The following is a 23,226-nucleotide window of genomic DNA, read 5'->3' on the forward strand; positions in this document are numbered from 1 at the left end:
CCTCACCTCTCAATGGAGATTCACATGTCTGACGATCTGGCCGGCTGGCTGGACTGGCTCAGAGCCCACCCCGAACTGCAGACGCTGCTTGCCAGTGCCACGCTGATCTTCGCCGCCTGGCTGTCCAATTGGATCGTCAAGCGCATCCTGGTGCGTGGCCTTTACCGTTTACTGCGCCACACCCGCGATGGCGAACTGCAGGATTTCGGCATCATCAAGCGGCTGTCGAACATCGTCCCGGCACTGGTGCTGTCGCTTGGCGTGACGACTGTACCGGGCCTGCCCGAAGCCGCGGTGACCGTGGTGCAGAACGTCTGCGGCGGCTTCATCGTGCTGACCATCGCGCTGGCGCTCGGCGCGGTGCTCGACATCATCAACGTGGTCTACCAACGCCGACCGGACGCCCGCCTGCACCCGATCAAGGGCTATCTGCAGGTGGTGAAGATCGTCATCTACGCGATCGCCACCATCCTCATCATCGCCACTCTGATCGACCGTTCGCCGCTGATCCTGCTCTCCGGCCTCGGTGCCATGGCGGCGGTGCTGATGCTGATTTTCCAGGACACCCTGCTTTCGCTGGTGGCCAGCGTACAGATCACCTCCAACGACCTGATCCGCGTCGGCGACTGGGTGGAGATGCCGCAGCTCAATGCCGACGGCGACGTGATCGATATCGCGCTGCATACCGTGAAGGTGCAGAACTGGGACAAGACCATCACCAGCATCCCGACCAAGCGCTTTATCTCGGATTCGTTCAAGAACTGGCGCGGCATGCAGGAAAGCGGCGGCCGGCGCATCAAGCGCAGCCTGTATCTGGATCAGCAGAGCGTGCATTTTCTCGATGCCGACGAGCGCAAGCGGCTGTATCGCTTTAGCCTGCTGGAGGATTACCTGGTCAACAAGCGCAAGGAGATCGACGAGTGGAACGCCAAGCTCGCCGAGCGTGGGCAGGACCCGGTCAACACCCGCAGGGTGACCAATCTCGGGACCTTCCGCGCCTATGTCGAGCGCTATCTGCGCGCCCACCCCGGCGTGCACCAGAACATGACGCTGATGGTGCGCCAGCTGAGCCCGACTGCGGACGGCCTGCCACTGGAAATCTACTGTTTCACCAATACGGTGGCGTGGACGCAGTACGAAGCCATCCAGTCGGACATCTTCGACCACCTGCTGGCGATCCTGCCGGAATTCGGTCTGCGGGTATTCCAGCACCCAAGCGGCGGCGATGTACGCGATTGGCGCGATTCACTGCGCCAGCCGGGCGCGCCAGCATTGCAGCAACCGGAAGGACATCCGGCCGAGGAAAGAAGTTAATCGTAGGTTGGCGCTGAGGCACGAAGCCGCTGAAACCGCCTTGAGCGCTGCCCATGCGTCATCCCTGATGCCAGCGCCGCGAGCCGCTCCAGCACGCCCCGCGCCTCAGCGCCAACCTACGTCCGGAGCGAGGCGAACCCTCGCTCCTTTACCGCCGTTGTCTTGTTAGAAGCTCATGTCGACCCGCGCCCAGTAGGTGCGGCCCGGTTCGTTGACTCGGCTGGTGGGCTCAAGGCCGTAATCGGCGAAGCCCGCACTGCCGGCTAGATTGAGATGCTCGCTGTAGGCCTTGTCCAGCAGGTTGTCGACGCCCGCACTGAGCTTGAAGTTCTTGTTCAGCCGGTAGGCGCCGTTGACTGCCAGCACGCCGAAGCCAGCGCTCTCGTCGAAGTCCTTGCCGACCACCGTGCCCTGGTTCTCTGCGACCCGCCCCTGCGAGGCGACCATGCGCCAGAGGCCACTGGTGCTCCAGTTGTCTCGCTCGTAGGTCAGGCCCAGACGTCCTTCCAGTGGCGGGATCTGCGGCATGGCACGATCGTCGCTGCGGTTCTTGCCCCAGGCATAGGCCAGGCTCGCATCACCCTTCCAGTTGCTGGTGAAACGGTAGCTGGCGCCCATCTCGGCTCCAGCGATGGTAGCGTCGATGTTGCTGACCTCGGCGCGGAGCATGCCGGGCATTACGCCGGGCACATAGCTGAACAGAATGTAATCCTCGACCAGGCCGGCATAGGCGGAAACCCAGGCCTCCAGCGGCCCCTTGGCGTATTGCAGGCCGACGTCCAGCTGCGTGGTCTTCTCCGGCCGCACCGAGTCGAAGGGTTGCAGCGTGCCCACCGGGCCGGGATTGGAAACGAATAGCTCCCAATAGTCGGGGAAGCGTTCGGCATGGCCGAGGCCGGCATACCAGGTCGCAGGCAGGCTGACGAGTTCCTCCTCATAGCGCAGGAAGCCGCTGTAGAGCGTGTCGCGACGCGTTTCACCGGCAGTAGGGTTGTCCCAGTTGCGGGAAACGATGGGCATGCTCGAAGCGTCATGGCTGCGGAAGAACTCGCGCTCGTCGGTCGCTTCGTGCATGTCCAGGCGCAGGCCGCTGATGAGCTTCTCGCGCTCGCTGAGCTGCCAGGTCAGCTCGCCGAAGACGCCGTAGCTGTGCAGCATCGCGTCCGGCACCCAGGGCAGTGCGTCGCTTCCCGCAGCGGTGACCATCTGGTTGGCGGCGCCGGCCGGGTTCATGACCTTGCGGTGCTCGCTACGCTGGGCATCGACCCCGGCCTTGAGCTCGACATCCGTCCATTGCCAGGTGCCGACCAGCCGGCCACCCAGCGTACGCCGGTCGACCCGCGACAGCGTCGGGTTGGGCATCATCATCGACGGCACGAAATCGCGCAGGCTGTAGTTGTCCATGATGTGGTCGGCGTAGTTGTAGTAGACCTGCGCCTCCAGCCCGTAGAAGGTCTCGCCGAGATTGGTCTTCTCGAAGCGCAGCCCCAGGCTCTCACGCTGGAACTGGCTGCCGTCCATGCCGCGCCCGGCATAGCGTGCGTAGCCATCGCCGCGACCGGCGGTCAGCTCGACCAAGGTGTCCGCATCCGGCGTCCAGCCCAGGGCGATGTCGGTGTTCCACTTGTCGTAACGCGATGGCACGGTATCGCCGTTGCCATCGGCGTAATCGTCAGCCTGGGAGCTGTTGGCCATCAGCCGGGCATAGCCCTGACTGTTGCCGGCGGCGGCGTCCAGGTTGCGGTCGAAGCGACCGTTGGAGGCGGTCAGCAAGCTGCCGTTGAGGCGGTAATCCGGCTCGCTGAACTGCTCCGGCTCGCGCTCGAAGAGCACGGTGGCGGCCGAGGCACCTGGCCCCCAGAGCACGCTCTGCGGCCCTTTGATGACCGTGAGCTTGTCGAAGGTGTCCGGGCTGATGTACGAGCTCGGCGAGTCCATGCGATTCGGGCAGGCGCCGAGCATCTCGCCGCCGTTGGAGAGCAGTTTCAGGCGCGAGCCGAACATGCCGCGGAACACCGGATCGCCGTTGACGCCGCCGTTGCGCACGGCGGAAAAGCCGGGAATGGTCTTCAGGTAGTCGGCACCGTCGCTGGCCGGCATCGGCTGACGGGGAATCTTGGGATCGGTCACCACGGTCAGCGGGGACTGCTGGCCGACGCCGGTAATGACCATCGGCGCCAGCTCGACGGCATCGGATTGCTCCGCATGAGCGGAGTGATCGACTTCGGCTGCCAGCGCGCTGCCGGCGAGCATTCCGAGCAGAGCCGCATGGGCGAACTGCCAGCGCAGGCGGGACGGTTGGATCGAAAAACGCTCAGACAGGCGCGCATGCGCCTTACAGCCATGAGTAATGCTGGACATAGGAACTTCCACTTCTGCATGTGATTTGGCCGCCACGAGGCGGCTGATGGCGATCAGCAGTGGAAATGCGGTGGAGCGCGGGGATGGCCGCTGCTGCGGCGCAGCGCTGGCGGCAGCGGTTGTTCGGGAAGTGACTGGATATAGCCCGGCTCGTGCCGCGGCAGAACCAGGTGAACGGACAAGCTGAGCGGCGGGTTAACGGTCAGCAGCTCGCAGTAGCCGCAGAGTTCGAGCGCGGTCAGCCAAGCGGGTTCGCCCGCGCGCGCCGGGCCATGATGACCGTGAGCGGAGGATTCATGCTCGGCGTGGTGGTGATGTTCGCTGACCTCGGCGGCCTGAGCGGCCTGGACTGCCGAATACAACGGGCCGACATGGATCATCAGCATGGCGAACAGGCCAAGCCAAATGCTCATTGTCGAATACCGTTTGCGTGTCACCTGCGTGGCCTTCGTGACATGACCCTATGGAATGGCTGGATGATCGCACAGCCTTTTCGCGCCGTCCGCTGCGACATGAGGCCGCAACAGAGTCGAGCAATCAATCTTCTCTTTTCACCTTCGGACCAGCACAAATCACCTACAAGGTCTGAATACAGCAATAAACAATCAATTTTCTATCAGGACTTGCAAGACCCAACCATGAAGCAATAGCTTTGCACCATAAACCACTGCCCGTACTGGGCAAACAAGTTGCTAGCTCGAGCTTTACCTGGGGAAACGCCATGACCATGCTCAAGAACCCATCGAAAAAATACCGCGCCTTTCCGGCCATCGATATTCCGGATCGCACCTGGCCGTCCAAGTCGATCACCCAGGCACCGATCTGGCTGAGCTCAGATCTGCGCGATGGCAACCAGTCGCTGATCGAGCCGATGGATGCCGCGAAGAAGATGCGTTTTTTCAAGACGCTTGTGCAGGTTGGCATCAAGGAAATAGAGGTCGGCTTCCCCTCTGCCTCACAGACCGACTTCGACTTCGTCCGCGAGCTGATCGAAGGTGGGCACATCCCCGACGACGTCACTATCCAGGTGCTGACCCAGGCCCGTGAAGATTTGATCACACGCACCTTCGAATCACTGAAGGGCGCCAAGCAGGCCATCGTCCACTACTACAACGCCACCGCGCCGAGCTTCCGCCGCATCGTCTTCAACCAGGACAAGGCCGGCGTGATAAACATCGCGGTCAACGCGGCGCAGATCATCAAGCGCCTGGCTGCGCAGAACCCGGAAACCGCGTGGCGCTTCGAGTACTCGCCGGAGATCTTCAGCTCCACCGAGCCGGAATTCGCGGTCGAGGTATGCAACGCCGTGATCGAGGTGTTCCAGCCGACTCCTGAGCAGAAGCTGATCCTCAACCTGCCGGCCACGGTGGAAGCCGCCACACCCAATATCTACGCCGACCAGATCGAGTGGTTCTGCCGCCACGTCGACCGTCGCGACAGCGTGCTGGTCAGCCTGCACACCCACAACGACCGCGGCACCGGCGTGGCCGCCACCGAGCTGGGCCTGATGGCCGGCGCTGATCGCGTCGAAGGCTGCCTGTTCGGCAATGGCGAGCGCACCGGCAACGTCGACCTGGTCACCGTGGCGCTGAACATGTACACCCAGGGCATCGACCCGCAACTGGACTTCTCCGACATCGACGCCGTGCGCAAGGTGGTGGAGGAATGCAACCAGTTGCCGGTACACCCGCGCCACCCCTATGTCGGTGATCTGGTGCATACCGCGTTCTCCGGCTCGCACCAGGATGCGATCCGCAAGGGCTTTTCCCTGCAGGACCCGGAAGGCGTCTGGGAGGTGCCGTATCTGCCGATCGACCCGGCCGACATCGGCCGCAGCTACGAGGCGGTGATTCGCGTCAACAGCCAGTCCGGCAAGGGCGGCATCACCTTCCTGCTCGAGCAGGAATACGGCATCAGCCTGCCGCGGCGCATGCAGATCGAGTTCAGCCAGGTGGTGCAGAAGGAAACCGACCGCCTGGGCCTAGAGATGAGTGCCAAACAGATCTACGCGCTGCTGGAAGCCGAGTACCTGCAGGCCACCGCGCCGTACACGCTCAAGGGCCATCGTCTGCAGGAAGAGAACGGCACCAGTGCGGTGGATGTGGAAGTCGCGACCGATGGCGAGATCGCTCACTGGCGCGGCATCGGCAAGGGGCCGCTGGAAGCGCTGGTCGCCGCGTTGCCAGTGAAGCTGGAGATCATGGACTACCACGAGCATTCCATCGGCGCCGGCAGCAACGCCAAGGCCGCTGCTTATATCGAGGTACGCCTGGACGGCGAGCGCCCGCTGCACGGTATCGGCATCGACGAAAACATCACTACCGCCAGCATCCGTGCGCTGTTCAGTGCCATGAACCGGGCCTTGCGAGAGACGCAGGAGCAGGCCGCGTGAGCCCCTGCGGCGAGCCCATCGGGCTCGCCATTCCTGAGCGCCACGCCGGCAAGCTCGTCCCGCCGGCGCCATCACCGATGGCGCCGGCACATTGTTGCGACGCCGCCACGCGTCGCCGGTCGCGCCCGACTGCGGTGAGCGACTGAACTGTTCGCCTCCCAATACCCTCCCAACTCAGTCAGCCAGGCCACGGCAATTCGGCAGAAACACGTCAGCCATCGGCAGGATTGTGCAAACGCTCCTGTTTCCGGTGCCATTAGGCTTGGCCTCTGCAAATCCCGAACGAACAAAGGAGCCGTCATGAGCAACAGCATCGGTTACGCCGCCCTCGACCCGAGCGCCCCGCTCGCCCCCTACTCGTTTTCGCGCCGCGAAGTTGGGCCTAACGATGTACGGATCGAGATTCTCTTCTGCGGCGTCTGCCATTCGGACCTGCATACCGCACGCAATGAGTGGAACAACACGCTGTATCCATCCGTGCCCGGCCACGAGATCGTCGGCCGCGTGAGCGCGGTCGGCGCGAACGTCAGCCAGTTCAAGGCGGGCGATATCGCCGGCGTCGGCTGCCTGGTCGACAGCTGCCGCAGCTGCTCCTCCTGTGGCGAGGGGCTGGAGCAGTATTGCGAGAACGGCTTCGTCGGCACCTACAACGGTCCAGCCTTCGGCGGTGGCGAGAACACCCTTGGCGGCTATTCCGACAACATCGTGGTGGACGAAAAGTACGTGCTACGCATCAACCACACCGACAACCTCGCCGCCGTCGCGCCGCTGCTTTGCGCGGGCATCACCACCTACTCGCCGCTGCGCCAGTGGAAGGTCGGCCCGGGGCAGAAGGTCGGTGTAGTTGGCCTCGGCGGGCTCGGCCATATGGCGGTGAAGATCGCCAACGCCATGGGTGCAAAGGTGGTGCTGTTCACCACCTCGCCGGACAAGCGGGAAGATGCGCTGCGCCTCGGCGCGTCGGAAGTGGTGGTGTCGAAGAACAAGGAGGAGATGGCTGCGCACGTCAACAGCTTCGACTTCATTCTCAACACCGTTGCCGCGCCACATAACCTCGATGCGTTCGTGAATCTGCTCAAGCGCGACGCCACGATGACGCTGGTCGGCGCACCGGCTTCGCCGCACCCCTCACCCAGCGTGTTCGGCCTGATCTTCAAGCGCCGCCGCATCGCCGGCTCGCTGATCGGCGGCATCGCCGAAACCCAGGAGATGCTCGACTTCTGCGCCGAGCACGGCATCGTCTCGGACATCGAGATGATCCGCATGCAGGACATCAACGAAGCCTACGAGCGCATGCTCAAGAGCGACGTGAAGTACCGCTTCGTCATCGACATGGCCACCCTGAAAGCGGCCTGACCGCTCGGCTGGCGAGCCTGCGGGCGCGCCAGCCCTTCCCTCTTTCATGCGCAGCCGCTAAGGTCGCCGGCCTTCGTCGTGGAGGCGGTATGCGCTATCTGATCTTCGTCACCCTGCTCTGGGCCTTTTCCTTCAACCTGATCGGCGTCTACCTGGCCGGCCAGGTGGACAGCTATTTCGCAGTGCTGACCCGAGTGATTCTCGCCGGCCTGGTGTTCCTGCCGCTGACCCGCTGGCGCGGTGTCGCCCCCGGCTTCATCGCCGGCGTGACCCTGGTCGGCGCGCTGCAGTTCGGCGTGACGTATCTCTGCCTGTACATGAGTTTCAACGTGCTGACGGTCGCCGAAGTGCTGCTGTTCACCGTGCTCACGCCGCTGCACGTGACGCTGATCGACGACGCGCTCAACCGTCGCTTCAACCCCTGGGCGCTGGTCGCGGCAGCCGTCGCGGTGTTCGGCGCCGGGCTCATCCGTTACGACGGGGTTTCCGGCGATTTTCTCGGCGGCTTCCTGCTCATGCAGCTGGCCAATTTCACCTTCGCCGCCGGCCAGGTGTTCTACAAGCATCTGGCGCAGCGGTACCCCTCCGACGTGCCGTTGCATCGCCGCTTCGGCTACTTCTTCCTCGGCGCACTGCTGATCGTGCTGCCGGCGTGGCTGCTGTTCGGTAACGTCGAGAAACTGCCGACTACCACGACTCAGTGGACCGTATTGGTCTGGATGGGCGTGCTGGCCACCGCGCTGGGCCAGTTCTACTGGAACAAGGGCGCGACGCTGGTGGATGCCGGCACCCTGGCGGTGATGAACAACATGGCGGTGCCGGTGGGTCTGCTGCTCAACCTGCTGTTCTGGGGCACCACGACCAACCTGATACTGCTCGCCGTCGGCGGCGCGATCATTCTCGCCTCTCTGCAGATCAACCGCCTGGGCCGCATGAAGGCCTGGTGACATCATGCAAGTTATTGTTTTTTATTACTTTTACTTAAACGAAAGGTAAGATGCCGGCCCGCGCATGGATGCGACACTCGTTCAGTTGTCGAGAATTCCATGCGCCGCCTCAGTCTCTTTCTGCTTGCTCTGTTCTGCTGCACCAACACTTACGCCGATGCGCCTCGCACCTTCCGCGAAGCGAAGAAGGTCGCCTGGACGCTTTATGCCGACCGACCGGTGGACTTCTACTGCGGCTGCAGCTTCAAGGGCAATCGCATCGACCTGCGCAGCTGCGGCTATGTCCCGCGCAAGCAGCCCAAGCGCGCTCAACGGGTGGAGTGGGAGCATATCGTCCCGGCCTGGGTCATCGGCCATCAGCGTCAGTGCTGGCAACAGGGCGGGCGCAAGCAGTGCACCGCCAAAGACCCCATCTTCAGCTTGGCCGAGGCCGACCTGCACAACCTGGTTCCGGTGGTCGGCGAGGTGAACGGCGACCGCAGCAACTTCGGCTTCGGCATGCTCAGCGAAAAGCCCACCCAGTACGGTGCCTGCCCCTTCGTGGTGAACTTCAAGCAGCGCACGGCCATGCCACCCGAGTACAGCCGCGGTGCCATCGCCCGCACCTATCTGTACATGAGCGAGCGCTACAAACTGCGCCTGTCGAAACAGGACCGGCGCCTGTACGACATCTGGAACCGCCAGCATCCGGTCAGCGAATGGGAGCGCACGCGCAACCAGCGCATCGCCTGCGTGCAGGGCAATGCCAATACCTATGTCGGTGCCGTCGACCTGCGGCACTGCAAACATTCGATCTCCCGCTCGGCAGTGGCGCCCGCCAGCCAGGGTTGAAGCACCCTGACTCTGCGTCCGGTTGCAGGCCGACTGGCTCCCCGGCATGCTGCCGGCTGGATCGATCACGACGGCTAACTCGATGCAGGACAGAACACTCTATTCAACGCTGGGGTTGGTAGTGCTGCTGGCGCTGGCCTGCTCCGCGATCGCTCCGTATGACCGTGCCACCTGGTTGCTGGAAGTCGCTCCGGTACTGATCGCTGCGCCCCTGCTGCTGTGGAGCCACCAGCGCCTGCCGCTGACGCGACTGCTCTATGTGGTGATCGCCGTTCATGCGCTGATCCTGATCCTCGGCGGCACCTACACCTACGCGCGGGTACCACCGGGATTCTGGGTGCAGGAATGGTTCGACCTCAGCCGCAATCCCTACGACAAGCTCGGCCATTTCATTCAGGGTGTGACGCCCGCGCTGCTGGCACGGGAGATCCTGCTCCGCCTGCGCTTTGTCGCGCCAGGGAAGATGCTCGGCTTTCTCGCACTTTGTGTCGCGTTGGCCTTCAGCGCCTTCTATGAGCTGATCGAGTGGTGGGTGGCGCTCATCGCCGGGCAGGGCGCGGAGGATTTTCTCGGCACCCAGGGCGATCCATGGGATACCCAATCGGACATGTTCATGGCACTGCTCGGCGCTCTACTGTCCGTCACCCTCATGGCGCGCCTGCAGGATCGTCAGATTCGCGGCATGAGTCGCGCAGACGCGACGGCGTAGCCCAATGCTCTATCGAGTTGGCGCGGACACCGTGTTGCTTCTGCACCTCGGGTTCATTCTCTTCGTGCTGTTTGGCGGCTTGCTGGCCGCATGGAAACGCGGCTTCGTGTTGCTGCACATTCCGGCGATCGTCTGGGGCGTTTTCGTCGAGCTGACCGGGAGGCCGTGCCCGCTGACGTACTGGGAGAATCTGCTGCGACGGCTGGCGGGTGACGCGGGGTATGAGGCGGGCTTTATCGAGCACTACCTGCTGCCATTGATCTACCCGGCCTGGCTGAGCATACCGGTGCAATATGTGCTGGCGGCAATAGTGCTGCTGGTCAATCTGCTGATCTATGGCTGGCTGTTGTGGCGTCGACGGCGCCACAGCACAACGCACTAACCAGCGGGTGCCCGGCCGCCAGGGTGGGAGCCTCCCCACAACAGCCGTTCACGCTCCCCGCCGTTAGCGCAGCACCTCGCGCTGCCTCGCCTTAGTGCAGCAGGCTATCGCCCGAGGTCCGGGCCTAGGGTTTGAGCTCGAACTGATCGCCATCGTGGTAGGCCGGGAAGCGCTCGCGGAACGCCGCCAGATCGCGTGAGCGCAGCGTGCAGCGCAACACGGCATCACGCTCTTCGCCGTTCAGCAGCGTATCACCCTTGAAGTCGAGCACCTGGCTGTCGCCACTATAGGGATAGCCCTTGCCGTCTTCGCCGACTCGGTTGACCGCCGCGACATAGCACAGATTCTCGATGGCCCGCGCCGGCAGCAGGCGATTCCAGGCATCGCGGCGCGCGGCTGGCCAGTTCGCCGTATAGAGCAGCAGGTCGGTGCCGTGTGGATCGCGGCTCCACACCGGGAAGCGCAGGTCGTAGCAGATCAGCGGGCGTACGCGCCAACCGTTCACCTCGAACAGCGCCTGCTGCTGCCCAGGGGTGTAGTGCTTGTGCTCACCCGCCATGCGGAACAGATGACGCTTGTCGTAGTGCAGCACCTCACCATCCGGGCGCGCCCAGAGCAGTCGGTTGCGGTGACTGCCGTCGGCCGCCTCGATGATCACGCTGCCGGTGATCACCGTATCCAGTCGCGCGGCCTGAGCGCGCAGCCAGGCGTAGGTCGGCCCCTCTTCCGGCTCGGCCAGCGCAGCCGAATCCATGGAAAAACCGGTGGTGAACATCTCCGGCAGGACGATCAGGTCCGCACCGCTGGCCTGATCCAGCAATGCGGCGAAGCGCTCGCGGTTGGCCGCAGCGTCCTGCCAGATCAGGCTGGTTTGCACCAGCGCCAGTTCGAGGTCGGGCAGATTGTTCAGATCGCGCATAGTCTTTCCGCCGCCTGACGCAGCGTCTCCTCTCGTTTGGCGAAGCAGAAGCGCACCAGCCTCAGATCGGCCGGGGGACTCTGATAGAAAACCGAAATCGGAATACTCGCAACGCCATGTTCACGGGTCAGCCATTCAGCCATGGCTACATCGTCGAGATCAGGCCGGATCGCCGAATAATCGGCCAGCTGGAAGTAGGTCCCGGCAGCCCGGGTGAAACGTAAACGCGAGCCTGCAAGCAGCTCGCAGAACAGATCGCGCTTGGCCTGGTAGAACGCCGGCAACTCACTGATGTGCTCGGGATGCTCGGCCATGAAATCGGCCAACGCCCACTGCAGCGGCGTGACACCGGTGAAACTGACGTACTGGTGCACCTTGCGCAGCTCGCTGCTGAGTGCAGGCGGCGCCACCACGTATCCAGTCTTCCAGCCGGTGACATGGTAGGTCTTGCCGAAAGAGCTGACGACGAATGCGCGCTGATAGAGCTCATCGTGGCGCAGCACGCTGGCATGCTCGCGGCCGTCGAACACAAGATGCTCGTAGACCTCGTCGCTGAGCAGATAGATGTCACGCTCGCGGATCAGCGCCGCCAGACGTTCGAGATCATCAGCATCGATCAATGCACCGCTGGGGTTGTGCGGCGTATTCAGCACGATCATCCGCGTGCGCGGGGTAATGGCATCGGCCAGGCGCTGCCAATCGATATGGAAATCCGGCAGGCTCAGTTGCTGGTGAATGCAGACGCCACCAGCCAGCTGCACCGATGGCTCGTAGCTGTCATAGCACGGATCGAAGACGATGACCTCGTCACCCGGCCGGATCACTGCCTGGATCGCACAGAAGATCGCCTGGGTAGCACCCGGGGTAATCGTGACCTCGGTGGCGGCATCCACTTTCCGTCCGTACAACCCGGCTACCTTCACCGCTACCTGCTCGCGCAGCGCCGGCAATCCGGTCATCGGTGCGTACTGGTTGTGTCCCGCCATGACGTGGCGGGCCAGTGCCTCGCGCAGCGCGTCGGGGCCATCGAAATCGGGAAAGCCCTGGGAGAGATTCAGCGCACCGGTGTCCGCGGCCAGCTGGGACATGGTGGTGAAGATGGTCGTGCCAACGTTGGGCAGTTTACTGATGAGCATGTCAGCCTTCCGACAAGCCTGCCGCACGGGGGTTCGGCAGGAAGGCAAACAGGATAGCCGAACAGCGATGCACGATACGAGGGCGCACGGCGCCTGCCATCGGGCTGCTACAGTGCAGCGAACGAGCACCCTCGCGTATCGACCATAAGGAACCTCGCATGCCCAGTCATTCAGTCAGCACGCTGTGGAACGAGCTACGCGCCCAGGCGCAACACGCGCTGGATACCGAACCGACGCTGGCCGCACTATTCCAACGGGCTATCCTCGAGCATCCCGATTTCGGCTGCGCGCTTGCCCAGCGCATTGGCCATGCGCTGGCGGAAAGCACCGAGCAGAGCCGTACGCTGACTGATCGTTTCGCTGGCATTCACCAACAGGCCGCAGCGCTCGCCGAGGTGGCGTGCGCTGACCTGCAGGCAATCGTCAGCCGCGACCCGGCGTTCGACACCGCGCTGGAAGTGTTCCTGTTCTCCAAGGGTTATCTGGCGTTACAGGCCTATCGTGTCGGGCACCACTTGCATGAACAGGGCGAACGCCTGCTGGCAATGTTCATCCAGGCACGCAGCAATGAACGCCTGGGCATCGACATCAACCCGGCCAGCCGCATCGGCAGCGGCATCATGCTCGATCACGGGACCGGCATTGTCATCGGCGAAACCGCTGTGGTGGGCGATGACGTGTCGATCCTGCAGGGCGTTACCCTGGGCGGTACGGGCAAGGAAGGCGGCGACCGCCATCCGAAGGTACGCAGCGGCGTGATGATCGGCGCTGGAGCGAAGATTCTCGGGAACATCGAGATTGGCGAAGGCGCCAAGGTTGGCGCCGGCAGCATCGTGCTGCATCCCGTTGCGCCGCATACCACGGTGGTTGGCAATCCGGCTCGTCAGGTCGGCACGCCGCGCCACGCACGACCGGCCCTGGATATGGACCAGTCGTTCGACGGAGATCGCTGAGCAGTCAGCGCTTGTCGCGGCGCTTCTTCTCGGCCTTCTTGTGGTGCGACATGAGACGGCGCTTCTTGTTGACCTGGCGGTCGGTAAGCGTGTTTTTCTTGCCCTCGTAAGGGTTTTCTCCGCCCTTGTACTCGATACGGATGGGCGTACCGACCAGCTTCAAGACGCGTCGGTAGGTGTTCTCCAGATAACGGGTGTAGGACTTTGGAATCGAGTCGACCTGGTTGCCATGGATCACGATCAGCGGCGGGTTGGCGCCGCCCAAGTGCGCGTAACGAAGCTTGATCCGGCGGCTGGCAACCATCGGCGGCGCATGCTCGCGAACCGCATCTTCAAGGATCTGCGTCAGACGGCTGGTGGGCCATCGCGTCACGGCTGAAGTGAACGAGGCCTGCACGGACTTGTACAGATTACCGACGCCGGTACCATGCTTGGCGGAGATGAAGTGGATGTCGGCGAACTCGACGAAGAACAACCGGCGCTCCAACTCGGTCTTCACATAGTCGCGCTCACTCGGCTCCATGCCGTCCCACTTGTTCAGTGCGATGACCAACGCCCGACCGCTTTCCAGCACGAAGCCGAGCAGGTTCAGATCGTGTTCGACCACTCCCTCGCGGGCATCCATGACGAAAATCACGACGTTGGAATCCTGGATCGCCTGCAGCGTCTTGACCACCGAGAACTTTTCTACGGCCTCGAAGATCTTGCCGCGACGGCGCACACCGGCCGTGTCGATCAGTGTGTACTTGGCGTCATCACGTTCGAAGGGAATGTAGATGCTGTCGCGGGTTGTACCGGCCTGGTCATAAACGATGACCCGTTCCTCGCCGAGCATGCGATTGACCAGCGTCGACTTGCCCACATTGGGTCGGCCGATGATTGCGATCTTGATGCCATCCTTTTCGCTCGGTCCAGGGATGCGCTTGAGCTCTTCTCCTTCGGCAACCGTCTCGCCCTCTTCACCCTCCGCTTCGGCAACTTCGGCGTTGTCCTTGGGGAACACGCCCAGCGCCTGCTCGAGCATATGGGTGATACCACGGCCATGGGCGGCGGCGATCGGCAGGGCGTCGCCCAGGCCCAACGGGCTGAATTCCGCTCGAGCGATATCCGGATCGATGCTGTCGACCTTGTTCGCCACCAGGAAGTGGCGCTTGTTCATCTTGCGCAAGTACTCGGCAATCATCTGATCGCCAGGCGTCATGCCGGCACGCGCGTCAACCATGAACATCACCGCATCGGCCTCTTGCATGGCTTGCAGGGACTGCTCGGCCATCTTGGCGTCGATGCCCTCCTCATCGCCGGTCAGACCACCAGTGTCGATGACGATGTAGGTGCGGCCCTGCCATTTGGCCTCGCCGTACTGGCGATCTCGGGTCAGACCGGCGTACTCGGCCACGATGGCGTCGCGGCTCTTGGTCAGACGATTGAACAGGGTGGACTTGCCGACGTTCGGGCGGCCCACCAGGGCGATTACGGGAACCATGCGGCTCTCCACTGCGATATTTCAGAAAACACGAAGGCCGCTGCATTGCAGCGGCCGAATATTCAGGGCTCCGCCAGGCGGCGGCCGTGGGCGCAACTTGCGGTCAGTCAGCCTGACGGATAGTCAACGCCACCAGCTTGCCGTCATTGCCGAAGGCATACAGCCAGTCGCCCTCGACTACCGGTCGGGCACGGACGCCGGAGCTGTCGATACGCTCGCGAGCGACGAAACGACCATCGACCTGGCTCAGCAGGTGCAGATAGCCCTCGATGTCACCCACCACAACATAGCTGGAAAATACTGCGGGAGCCGAAAGCTGGCGGCGCGCCATGGACTCATTGCGCCACAGAGCAGTCGTGGAGCGCTCGTCGATCCCCTCGACAGTGCCGTCGGCAAGGCTCAGGTAAACGCTACCGTAGCCGAGCGCAGCACCCGAATAGCTGGACGCATCGCGCTGCCAGAGGACACGACCACTTTCCAGTTCCAGTGCCGCGGCACGGCCCTGATAGCTGGTGACGTAGAGCGTGCCACCGGATAGCAGCAGACCACCGTCGATATCGACGACCCGCTCAAGCTCCGAACGTCCTTGCGGAATGGCAACGCGCTGCTCCCAGACCGGAAGCCCGCGACGGGTATCCAGTGCGACCACTTTGCCGCTGGACAGGCCGGCAACGGCCAGCTGATTGGTCAGCAGCGGTGCGCCGGTCCCGCGTAGCGTCAGCACCGCAGGAGAGCTCTCGTAGCTCCAGCGCTGCGCGCCGGTATCCATCTCCAGCGCGATCAGCCGATCATCCTGCGTCTGCACCAGAACGATGTCGCCATTGACGGCCGGGGCAGCCAGCACTTCACTGCTGACCTGACTGCGCCAGCGCTCCTCGCCCGTGCTGACGTCCAGCGCCAGCACTTCACCGCGCAGGGTGCCAACCAGCACCAGGCCGTACCCGGCGCCTACCCCGCCGGAAACCGGCGTATCAAGCTTCTTCTTCCAGTTGACCTTGCCGGTCAGGCGATCCATGGATACCACCAGCCCTTCGACATCGGCGGCGTAAATCTGGTCGCCATACACCACCGGCGTCAGCAGGTTGTAGGTCTTGCCCTGCCCTTCACCGATCGAACGACTCCACTCCTTCTTCAAGGAGATTTCCGCCTCGAACTTGGTCAGCTCCGCCGGTTCCGGCTCTTTAGTGTCCTTGCTGCTACAACCCGCGGCCAGTACGGCCAGGGTCAGCAATGCTGCAGTCTTCCAGCGCATCGTTTACGCCTCCCCTCGGGCCAGATCATCCAGCTTCATTTGCAGACCACCGATGGCCGCATCCTGGGACAGCGACTCTTTCGCCGCGGTGTAGGCCGCATGTGCCTCGTCGCGTCGGCCAAGCTGCACCAGCAGATCGCCGCGCAGTTCCTCGCGACTGGCAGCGAAGGCCTGATCAGCCTTGCCGTCCAGCAGCTTGAGCGCTTCTTCTGCCTTGTCCTGCGCAGCCAGAACGCGTGCCAGACGCTGACGAGCCAGCTCGTCCAGCGTCTTGTCGGCGGGCTTGTCGACCACGGCGCGAAGCTCGCTAGCCGCTTCGTCCAACCGCCCCGACTCGACCGCCACCTTCGCCACGAACAGGCTGCCGTACTGCGCATAATGCGTGCCGGCGAAATCTTTCTTCAGCAGATTGCCCAATCGCGCAACTTCCGCCGCATCAGCTTCACCTTCTTCCAGCGCTGCGCCGAGCAGCTGCTGATAGATCACCGAGGCACCCTGCGCCTGGTTGACCTGATGGTTCTGCCAGAATTGCCAGCCGAACACCAAGACCAGAGCGAGCACAGCCCCAAACAGAAGAGGCTTGCCGTTGCGCTGCCACCAGTCTTTGATCTGCGCCAGTGTTTCTTCTTCGGTACCCGAGGTCACGCTGTCACTCCTTTCATTCGCTTAGTCTCAGACCTGCTCGAGGCAGGCAGCCAGACGCTCGGGCAGAGCATCCCAGGCAATGCTTTGTTGCTCGCTGTCGTCGCGTAGCGGCTTGCAACCTACCACGCGCCCTGCCAGTTCGTCGTCACCCAGGATCAGCGCAAAGCGCGCGCCGCTCTTGTCCGCTTTCTTGAACTGACTCTTGAAACTGCCGCCACCGGCGTTCACCAGCAGGCGCAGCCCTGGCAGCATATCGCGCAGGCGCTCGGCCAGAGCCAGTGCTGCCAGCTCAGCAGGCTCACCGAACGCGCAGATATAGGCATGCGGCGCCGGGCTCAAGGCGTCCGGCACCAGACCAAGGGTTTCCAGCAGCAGCACCAGGCGCTCTACGCCCATGGCGAAGCCGACACCCGGGGTAGGCTTACCGCCAAACTGACTGATCAGGCCATCGTAACGGCCGCCAGCGCAGACGGTGCCCTGCGAGCCCAGTTTGTCGGTAACCCACTCGAACACGGTTCGACCGTAGTAATCCAGACCACGCACCAGCTTCGGGTTGATTTCGTAGGCGATGCCGACTGCATCGAGGCGCGCCTTCAGGCCGTCGAAATGCACGCGCGACTCATCGTCGAGGTAGTCATGCAGCGTCGGTGCATCGGCCAGCAGCGCCTGAGTCTGGGCATTCTTGCTGTCGAGAATACGCAGCGGATTGGTCGTCAGACGCCGCTGGCTGTCTTCGTCGAGCTGATCGAAACGCTGCTGCAGGTAGGCCACCAGCGCATCGCGGTAGCGCGCACGTGCTTCGCTGGAGCCCAGGCTGTTGAGCTGCAGCGTTACAGCGTCGGCCAGGCCGAGCTGCTTCCACAGGCGCGCCGTCATCACGATCAGCTCGGCGTCGACATCAGGCCCAGGCTGGTTGAAGACTTCCACGCCGATCTGATGGAACTGCCGATAGCGGCCCTTCTGCGGCTTCTCATAACGGAACATCGGCCCGGTGTACCAGAGCTTCTGCACCTGGCCGCCGCCGGTCATGCCATGCTCAAGCACCGCGCGCACACAGCCGGCAGTGCCTTCAGGACGCAGGGTCAGCGACTCTTCGTTGCGATCGAGGAAGGTGTACATCTCCTTGTCGACCACGTCGGTGCCTTCACCGATGCCGCGAGCGAAGAGGTCGGTGAACTCCAGGATAGGCAGGCGAATCTCGCTGTAGCCGTAGCTATCGAGCAGGTGCGCGAAGGTGCTTTCCAGATAACGCCAGGTCGGGGTCTGCGCAGGCAGGATGTCGTTCATGCCACGAATGGCTTGCAGGGACTTGCTCAATGGGATTCCTTAAAGATCAGCTGCGCGCGATGACCGCCGCGTCGGCCGCGAGCTTCTCGGCGGCCTTGCGTCGGATGAGCTGCTCCAGCTCATCGACGAGATTTTCGTTGTTCAGTTTTTGCGCCGGCTTGCCGTCGATGTAGACCAGATTGTTAGGGCTGCCACCGGTCAACCCGACATGAGCCTCCTTCGCCTCTCCCGGACCATTCACCACGCAACCGATCACGGCAACGTCCATCGGTACCAGCAGGTCTTCCACGCGGGTTTCCAGCTCGTTCATGGTCTTGACCACATCGAAGTTCTGCCGCGAACAGCTCGGGCAGGCGATGAAGTTGATTCCCCGTGAACGCAGACGCAGCGACTTGAGGATATCGAAGCCGACCTTGATTTCCTCGACAGGATCAGCCGCCAGCGACACACGAATGGTGTCACCGATGCCTTCAGCGAGCAGCATGCCCAGCCCGACCGCGGACTTCACGGTGCCGGAACGCAGTCCACCCGCCTCGGTAATGCCCAGGTGCAGCGGCTGTTCGATCTGCCCGGCCAGCAACCGATAGGCCTCGACCGCCATGAATACGTCGGAAGCCTTGACGCTGACCTTGAAGTCCTGGAAGTCCAGGCGATCGAGATGATCGACATGGCGCAGGGCGGACTCCACCAGCGCCTGCGGGGTCGGCTCGCCGTACTTTTTCTGCAGGTCCTTTTCCAGCGAACCGGCATTCACCCCGATGCGGATCGGGATGCCCTTGTCGCGCGCCGCATCGACCACCGCGCGCACGCGATCTTCGCGACCGATATTGCCCGGATTGATGCGCAGGCAATCAACGCCGAGCTCGGCCACGCGCAGAGCGATCTGATAATCGAAATGGATGTCGGCCACCAGCGGCAACTGCACCAGTTGCTTGATGCGCCCAAAGGCCTCGGCAGCCTCCATGGAAGGCACTGAAACCCTGACGATATCGGCGCCTGCATTGGCCAGGCGCTGGATCTGCGCAACCGTCGCCTCGACATCACAGGTCTCGGTATTGGTCATGCTCTGTACGGAAATCGGCGCATCACCACCGACCGGCACATTGCCCACCCAGATCTTGCGGGATTGGCGACGCTTGATAGGAGATTCGGAATGCATGGTCAGCTTACTGTCCGAGCTTGAGGCGCGCTGTCTCGCCGCGCATATGAGAGGCGAGGTTCACAGCTTCGCCGTTGTAACTGAGTTGGGCGCCGCGAGCGTAGCCCAGATGTACGTCCAATGGTGCCTTGCCGCTGACCGCCCTGCTGGTCCCGGCCTTGGCCAGCGCGCTGAACAGTACTCGTCCGTCGGCATCGCTGACTCGCGTCCAGCAATCGGCGGTGAAACTCAGCTCCAGCTGGGCCTCGCCGGCTACTGGCGGGGCGGTGTCATTCGAGGCACTCGTGGGAGCCGGGGAGGCCGTTGCGTCAGCGCTTTGCGTGGGGCTGTCAGGCAGCGTCAGCGGCAGAGACTGCGCGGCCTCGCCCGCCGGCTCGGTGATGGTGCCCTGCACATCAGTGGTAGCTGGAGGCTGTTGCTCAGGCTCGATCGCTTCACTCTCGTTCGAATCAGCTAGCGTTGCTGTTTGCTCGACTGGCTGTTCGCTCTGCTGCTCGGCACCCTCGTCAGCGCGATCAAGCAGATGGATCTCGGTGGTTCCATCCGCGCCTTCCACTTCGATTCGCTCCAGCGCCGAGACCGGTGGCGTCGTGGCCTCTCGAGCCATGCGTTCCTGCCACCAATACCAGGCGACTGCAGCCAGGAGCAGCAACAAGGCAAAGCCGAAGATACGCATGAAGCTTCGCGACAGACGGCCGGGCTCTTCGATGCGCCCCAGGCTGTTGACGTTGCTTCCAGAAGCGTTGGTACCGGTGTGCAGGTCGAACTCCTGAACCAGGCGATTCTGATCCAACCCCAGCAACTTGGCATAGGCACGAACGTAACCCCGGGCAAAGGTGTGCCCTGGCAACTGGCTGAAATCGCCGGCCTCGATGCGAGCCAGCGAGCGCTCGGTGAGATTCAGCTGCTGTGCAACTGCAGACAGCGGCCAGCCCTTGTCTTCGCGAGCTATACGCAGCGTCTCGCCGGGGTTGTTGCCCATCGGTGCGGCGGATTCTTGGTGCGGCGCGGTCATCGTTGCTCCGAAAGATATTGCTTGTATTCATCCGTACCGGGATACAGCCGCCTCAGCTGCAGCGCGAGGCTTGCAGCAGTGTCGCGGTCCTGATGGATGTTGGCCAGACGGATACCGAGCAGCAGACTCCGTGCGTTCTGCTCGGCCAGTTGGCTGAAGCTATCGTAGTAACGCTTGGCTGGAACGTATTGCTTGTCCTCGAAGGCCATGATTGCAAGCTCGAGCAACGCGCGGGGCTGGCGACTGTCGAGGCGCAGCGAGCGGGTGAAATGGAGCTCGGCCTCTTCACGCTGACCCAACTGCAGTGCAGTCATACCCAGATTCTGAAAGACCCGCGCCCGCTCGGAATACATGTTGTCTTCGGAAGCCTGACGGAAACGCTCCATGGCTTCGGGGTAGCGCTTCTGCTCGAACAGAAAGCTGCCGTAGTTGTTGAGTATGCGGGCGTCCTTGCGACTGGAGAGCGCTTCACGGTAGTGCTTGTCGGCCAGCTCGTTTTCCATTTCGGTCTGGAATACCAAAGCCAGGGCGGCGTGTGCATCGGCGCTGTTCGGATCAATTTCGAGGGCCTTGCGCAGTGGCGTCTTGGCGCGCGCGGCGGCGCCCTGCTGCAGGTAGCCGATCCCCAATTGAATATAGGCGTCGCGGGCCTGCTGGCGACCTTCGTCGGTTCTCAGCGGATCAGTGGATCCAGAAGACACACAACCGGCCAACAGGCCGGTCAGTAGAAGCAGCAGCGCAGCGCGCAAAATCATCAGCATCCCCCTCAGGATCGGTTCGAAGCAGTTTGCGCCGCACCTGGCTCGCTCTGTAGCTCACGCACAGCGATGTATCTCTCGCTTCGACGCGTCCGGTCCAGCACCTGGCCGACGAGCTGACCGCAAGCCGCGTCGATGTCTTCGCCGCGGGTGGTACGCACCGTTACATTGTGCCCACCTTTGTGCAGGATGTCCTGAAAACGGCGGATAGCATTGTTGCTCGGCCGCTCATATCCGGAGTGAGGGAACGGATTGAACGGGATCAGATTGATCTTGCACGGGATATCCGCCAGCAGCGTGATCATCTGCTCGGCATGTTCGGGCTGATCGTTGATGCCCTTGAGCAGGGTGTACTCGATGGTCAGCACGCGCTTCTCACCGAGCCTCGAGATATAGCCTTTGCATGCCGCCAGCAGCATGTCCAGCGGGTACTTCTTGTTGATCGGCACCAACTGATCACGCAACGCATCGTTGGGTGCGTGCAGCGACAATGCCAGAGAAACGTCGATGACCTTGGCCAGCTCGTCGATCATCGGCACGACGCCGGAGGTCGAGAGCGTCACCTTACGCTTGGAAATCCCGTAACCAAGGTCGTCCATCATGATGTGCATGGCAGCGACGACGTTGTCGAAATTCAGTAACGGCTCGCCCATCCCCATCATCACCACGTTGGTGATCGCGCGATCGATTTTCGCCGGGATGGAGCCGAATGATTTGTTAGCAATCCAGACCTGACCGATCACCTCGGCCGCTGTCAGGTTGCTGTTGAAGCCTTGCTTGCCGGTGGAACAGAAACTGCAATCCAGCGCACATCCGGCCTGCGAGGACACGCACAGCGTTCCACGTCCGCCCTGGGGGATGTACACAGTTTCCACACAGCTGCCCGAGGCGACACGCACGACCCATTTGCGGGTGCCGTCGCTGGAGATGTCTTCACTGACGACCTCCGGGCCGCGAATCTCGGCGCAGGCCTTGAGCTTTTCGCGCAAGGCCTTGCCGAGATTGCTCATGGCGTCGAAATCATCGACACCAAAATGGTGAATCCACTTCATCACCTGACCGGCGCGAAAACGCTTCTCCCCGATGGACTCGAAGAAGCTCTCCAGTTGCGACTGGGTAAGCCCGAGCAGATTCACTTTACCGGTCGTGGCAATCATTGAATTCACCTTCGCTCAATCAGCGAATGCGTGCGCACACTTCGGTGGCAGCAAAGAAGTAAGCGATTTCACGAGCAGCGGAGGCTTCCGAATCGGAACCGTGCACGGCGTTCTCGTCGATGGAAACGGCGAAATCGGCGCGGATGGTGCCGGCAGCAGCTTCTTTCGGGTTGGTGGCGCCCATCAGCTCACGGTTCTTGGCGATGGCGTCTTCGCCTTCCAGAACCTGAACGATGACTGGACCGGAAGTCATGAAAGCAACCAGATCCTTGAAGAAGCCACGCTCGCTGTGCTCGGCGTAGAAGCCAGCCGCTTCGCGCTCGGACAGCTGAACCATCTTGGAAGCGACGACGCGCAGGCCGGCCTTCTCGAAACGGGTAGTGATTTCGCCGATGACGTTCTTGGCGACAGCGTCGGGCTTGATGATGGAGAAGGTGCGTTGCAGGGCCATGTAGGACTCCAAAACTGATGGGTTAAAGCGAACGAGTAAACCCGCGGATTATACGCGGGTTCATGTCAAAAAACATAAGGGTAGAGGGTAGAAGCCCGGATGGCGCCAGGGACCGCCGAACGGTCCCGAGATACCCAACCGGAGGAAAACGAAAACTTCGAAACCGCTTTATTCGGCCTCTTCGATCCAGGCCGACTGGATGGCCTCGAGCACTTTCTCGCCGCCCCGACCGGGCTCATCGGCGAAGCCCGGAAGCTCCACCACCCAGCGATGCAGATCAAGGAAATTCACATAGCGCGGATCTACATCGGTCTTGCGCTCGGCCAGCTCGATGGCGATTTCCTGCACGTCACTCCATTTCAGCTGCATGACGCCCACCCTCAGTGCCCTTCGGAAACCTGATTGATTGTGTACTTCGGAATCTCCACGACGAGATCGGCATCAGCCACCACTGCCTGGCAGGACAGCCGGGAATTGGGCTCAAGCCCCCACGCCTTGTCGAGCATGTCGTCCTCCAGCTCATCGGAAGCTTCCAGTGACTGGAAGCCTTCGCGAACCACGACGTGGCAGGTGGTGCAGGCACAGGATTTTTCGCATGCATGCTCGATGTCGATGCCATTGCGCAGCGCGGCGTCCAGCACCGTCTCGCCGGTCTGCGCCTCGATAACGGCGCCTTCAGGGCAATGGTCGGCATTGGGCAGGAAAATGATCTGCGGCAT

23 protein-coding genes are annotated in these 23,226 nt (G+C 62.5%); 8 read left to right on the forward strand and 15 right to left on the reverse strand.

All coding sequences use genetic code 11. The features are described 5' to 3' along the window. The first annotated feature begins 24 nt into the window (after positions 1-24). Positions 25-1,314 carry a mechanosensitive ion channel family protein gene (locus tag IEG05_RS08850; protein WP_014819485.1) on the forward strand — a complete coding sequence of 430 codons (1,290 nt, stop codon included), beginning with the start codon at positions 25-27 and terminating at the stop codon, positions 1,312-1,314. Between the two features lie 165 nt (positions 1,315-1,479). Here IEG05_RS08850 and IEG05_RS08855 read toward each other — a convergent pair whose 3' ends face one another. Beyond that, positions 1,480-3,675 (reverse strand): TonB-dependent copper receptor, encoded by a 2,196-nt coding sequence (locus IEG05_RS08855; protein WP_191121935.1) that lies wholly within the window; start codon positions 3,673-3,675, stop codon positions 1,480-1,482. Positions 3,676-3,728: 53 nt separating this feature from the next. Next, the gene (locus IEG05_RS08860; RefSeq protein ID WP_191121936.1) at positions 3,729-4,088 is read right to left on the reverse strand and encodes a DUF2946 domain-containing protein; all 360 of its coding nucleotides are present in this window, start codon (positions 4,086-4,088) and stop codon (positions 3,729-3,731) included. Positions 4,089-4,396: 308 nt separating this feature from the next. On the opposite strand from IEG05_RS08860, the gene leuA reads away from it, so the two are divergent. The 6 genes from leuA (at position 4,397) to IEG05_RS08890 (ending at position 10,292) form a co-directional block, all read left to right on the forward strand. Continuing rightward, positions 4,397-6,067: a 2-isopropylmalate synthase gene (leuA, locus tag IEG05_RS08865; RefSeq protein ID WP_191121937.1), complete on the forward strand. Its 1,671-nt coding sequence runs from the start codon at positions 4,397-4,399 to the stop codon at positions 6,065-6,067. Positions 6,068-6,367: 300 nt separating this feature from the next. After that, positions 6,368-7,423: an NAD(P)-dependent alcohol dehydrogenase gene (locus IEG05_RS08870; protein ID WP_224742750.1), complete on the forward strand. Its 1,056-nt coding sequence runs from the start codon at positions 6,368-6,370 to the stop codon at positions 7,421-7,423. Between the two features lie 89 nt (positions 7,424-7,512). Then, positions 7,513-8,370, forward strand: a complete 858-nt coding sequence (locus IEG05_RS08875; RefSeq protein ID WP_023446536.1) for a carboxylate/amino acid/amine transporter — start codon at positions 7,513-7,515, stop codon at positions 8,368-8,370. A 99-nt stretch (positions 8,371-8,469) separates the two neighbouring features. Continuing rightward, positions 8,470-9,201 carry an endonuclease gene (locus IEG05_RS08880; RefSeq protein ID WP_191121938.1) on the forward strand — a complete coding sequence of 244 codons (732 nt, stop codon included), beginning with the start codon at positions 8,470-8,472 and terminating at the stop codon, positions 9,199-9,201. An 82-nt stretch (positions 9,202-9,283) separates the two neighbouring features. Then, positions 9,284-9,910 (forward strand): DUF2238 domain-containing protein, encoded by a 627-nt coding sequence (locus tag IEG05_RS08885; RefSeq protein WP_042928285.1) that lies wholly within the window; start codon positions 9,284-9,286, stop codon positions 9,908-9,910. A gap of 4 nt (positions 9,911-9,914) precedes the next feature. Beyond that, on the forward strand, positions 9,915-10,292 hold the full coding sequence (locus IEG05_RS08890; protein WP_045666528.1) for a DUF2784 domain-containing protein: 378 nt from the start codon (positions 9,915-9,917) through the stop codon (positions 10,290-10,292). A gap of 124 nt (positions 10,293-10,416) precedes the next feature. On the opposite strand, the gene IEG05_RS08895 is transcribed toward IEG05_RS08890, so the two are convergent. Continuing rightward, positions 10,417-11,211 carry an amidohydrolase gene (locus IEG05_RS08895; RefSeq protein WP_014819476.1) on the reverse strand — a complete coding sequence of 265 codons (795 nt, stop codon included), beginning with the start codon at positions 11,209-11,211 and terminating at the stop codon, positions 10,417-10,419. Next, the gene (locus IEG05_RS08900; protein WP_191121939.1) at positions 11,199-12,347 is read right to left on the reverse strand and encodes a pyridoxal phosphate-dependent aminotransferase; all 1,149 of its coding nucleotides are present in this window, start codon (positions 12,345-12,347) and stop codon (positions 11,199-11,201) included. The genes IEG05_RS08895 and IEG05_RS08900 overlap by 13 nt, the downstream gene beginning before the upstream one ends. Before the next feature lie 158 nt (positions 12,348-12,505). Between IEG05_RS08900 and cysE the strand changes: the two genes are divergently transcribed. Further along, positions 12,506-13,300 carry a serine O-acetyltransferase gene (gene cysE, locus IEG05_RS08905; protein WP_191121940.1) on the forward strand — a complete coding sequence of 265 codons (795 nt, stop codon included), beginning with the start codon at positions 12,506-12,508 and terminating at the stop codon, positions 13,298-13,300. A gap of 4 nt (positions 13,301-13,304) precedes the next feature. Here cysE and der read toward each other — a convergent pair whose 3' ends face one another. The 11 genes from der to fdx all read right to left on the reverse strand — a co-directional run bounded on the left by der (position 13,305) and on the right by fdx (position 23,226). Then, the gene (gene der / locus IEG05_RS08910) at positions 13,305-14,783 is read right to left on the reverse strand and encodes a ribosome biogenesis GTPase Der (RefSeq protein WP_191121941.1); all 1,479 of its coding nucleotides are present in this window, start codon (positions 14,781-14,783) and stop codon (positions 13,305-13,307) included. Between the two features lie 103 nt (positions 14,784-14,886). Further along, the gene (bamB, locus tag IEG05_RS08915; RefSeq protein ID WP_041013200.1) at positions 14,887-16,035 is read right to left on the reverse strand and encodes an outer membrane protein assembly factor BamB; all 1,149 of its coding nucleotides are present in this window, start codon (positions 16,033-16,035) and stop codon (positions 14,887-14,889) included. Between the two features lie 3 nt (positions 16,036-16,038). Beyond that, a complete protein-coding gene (locus tag IEG05_RS08920; protein ID WP_014819471.1) occupies positions 16,039-16,680 on the reverse strand; it encodes a tetratricopeptide repeat protein in 642 nt (213 codons plus the stop codon). A gap of 27 nt (positions 16,681-16,707) precedes the next feature. Further along, positions 16,708-17,997 carry a histidine--tRNA ligase gene (hisS, locus tag IEG05_RS08925; RefSeq protein ID WP_191121942.1) on the reverse strand — a complete coding sequence of 430 codons (1,290 nt, stop codon included), beginning with the start codon at positions 17,995-17,997 and terminating at the stop codon, positions 16,708-16,710. Positions 17,998-18,013: 16 nt separating this feature from the next. After that, a complete protein-coding gene (ispG, locus tag IEG05_RS08930; protein WP_003298158.1) occupies positions 18,014-19,126 on the reverse strand; it encodes a flavodoxin-dependent (E)-4-hydroxy-3-methylbut-2-enyl-diphosphate synthase in 1,113 nt (370 codons plus the stop codon). A 7-nt stretch (positions 19,127-19,133) separates the two neighbouring features. Then, positions 19,134-20,141, reverse strand: coding sequence for a RodZ domain-containing protein (locus IEG05_RS08935; RefSeq protein WP_191121943.1), 1,008 nt, complete (start codon positions 20,139-20,141; stop codon positions 19,134-19,136). After that, a complete protein-coding gene (gene pilW / locus IEG05_RS08940) occupies positions 20,138-20,896 on the reverse strand; it encodes a type IV pilus biogenesis/stability protein PilW (protein WP_191121944.1) in 759 nt (252 codons plus the stop codon). The genes IEG05_RS08935 and pilW overlap by 4 nt, the downstream gene beginning before the upstream one ends. An 11-nt stretch (positions 20,897-20,907) precedes the next feature. Continuing rightward, positions 20,908-22,056, reverse strand: coding sequence for a dual-specificity RNA methyltransferase RlmN (gene rlmN, locus IEG05_RS08945; RefSeq protein ID WP_014819466.1), 1,149 nt, complete (start codon positions 22,054-22,056; stop codon positions 20,908-20,910). A 19-nt stretch (positions 22,057-22,075) separates the two neighbouring features. Next, complete coding sequence (gene ndk, locus IEG05_RS08950; protein WP_003284654.1) at positions 22,076-22,507, reverse strand: nucleoside-diphosphate kinase; 432 nt, start codon at positions 22,505-22,507, stop codon at positions 22,076-22,078. A 168-nt stretch (positions 22,508-22,675) separates the two neighbouring features. Continuing rightward, the gene (iscX, locus tag IEG05_RS08955; protein ID WP_041013198.1) at positions 22,676-22,876 is read right to left on the reverse strand and encodes a Fe-S cluster assembly protein IscX; all 201 of its coding nucleotides are present in this window, start codon (positions 22,874-22,876) and stop codon (positions 22,676-22,678) included. A gap of 11 nt (positions 22,877-22,887) precedes the next feature. Next, positions 22,888-23,226, reverse strand: a complete 339-nt coding sequence (fdx, locus tag IEG05_RS08960) for an ISC system 2Fe-2S type ferredoxin (RefSeq protein WP_003298166.1) — start codon at positions 23,224-23,226, stop codon at positions 22,888-22,890.

The sequence above is a fragment of the Stutzerimonas kunmingensis genome (genome assembly GCF_014764705.1).
Classification (GTDB): domain Bacteria; phylum Pseudomonadota; class Gammaproteobacteria; order Pseudomonadales; family Pseudomonadaceae; genus Stutzerimonas.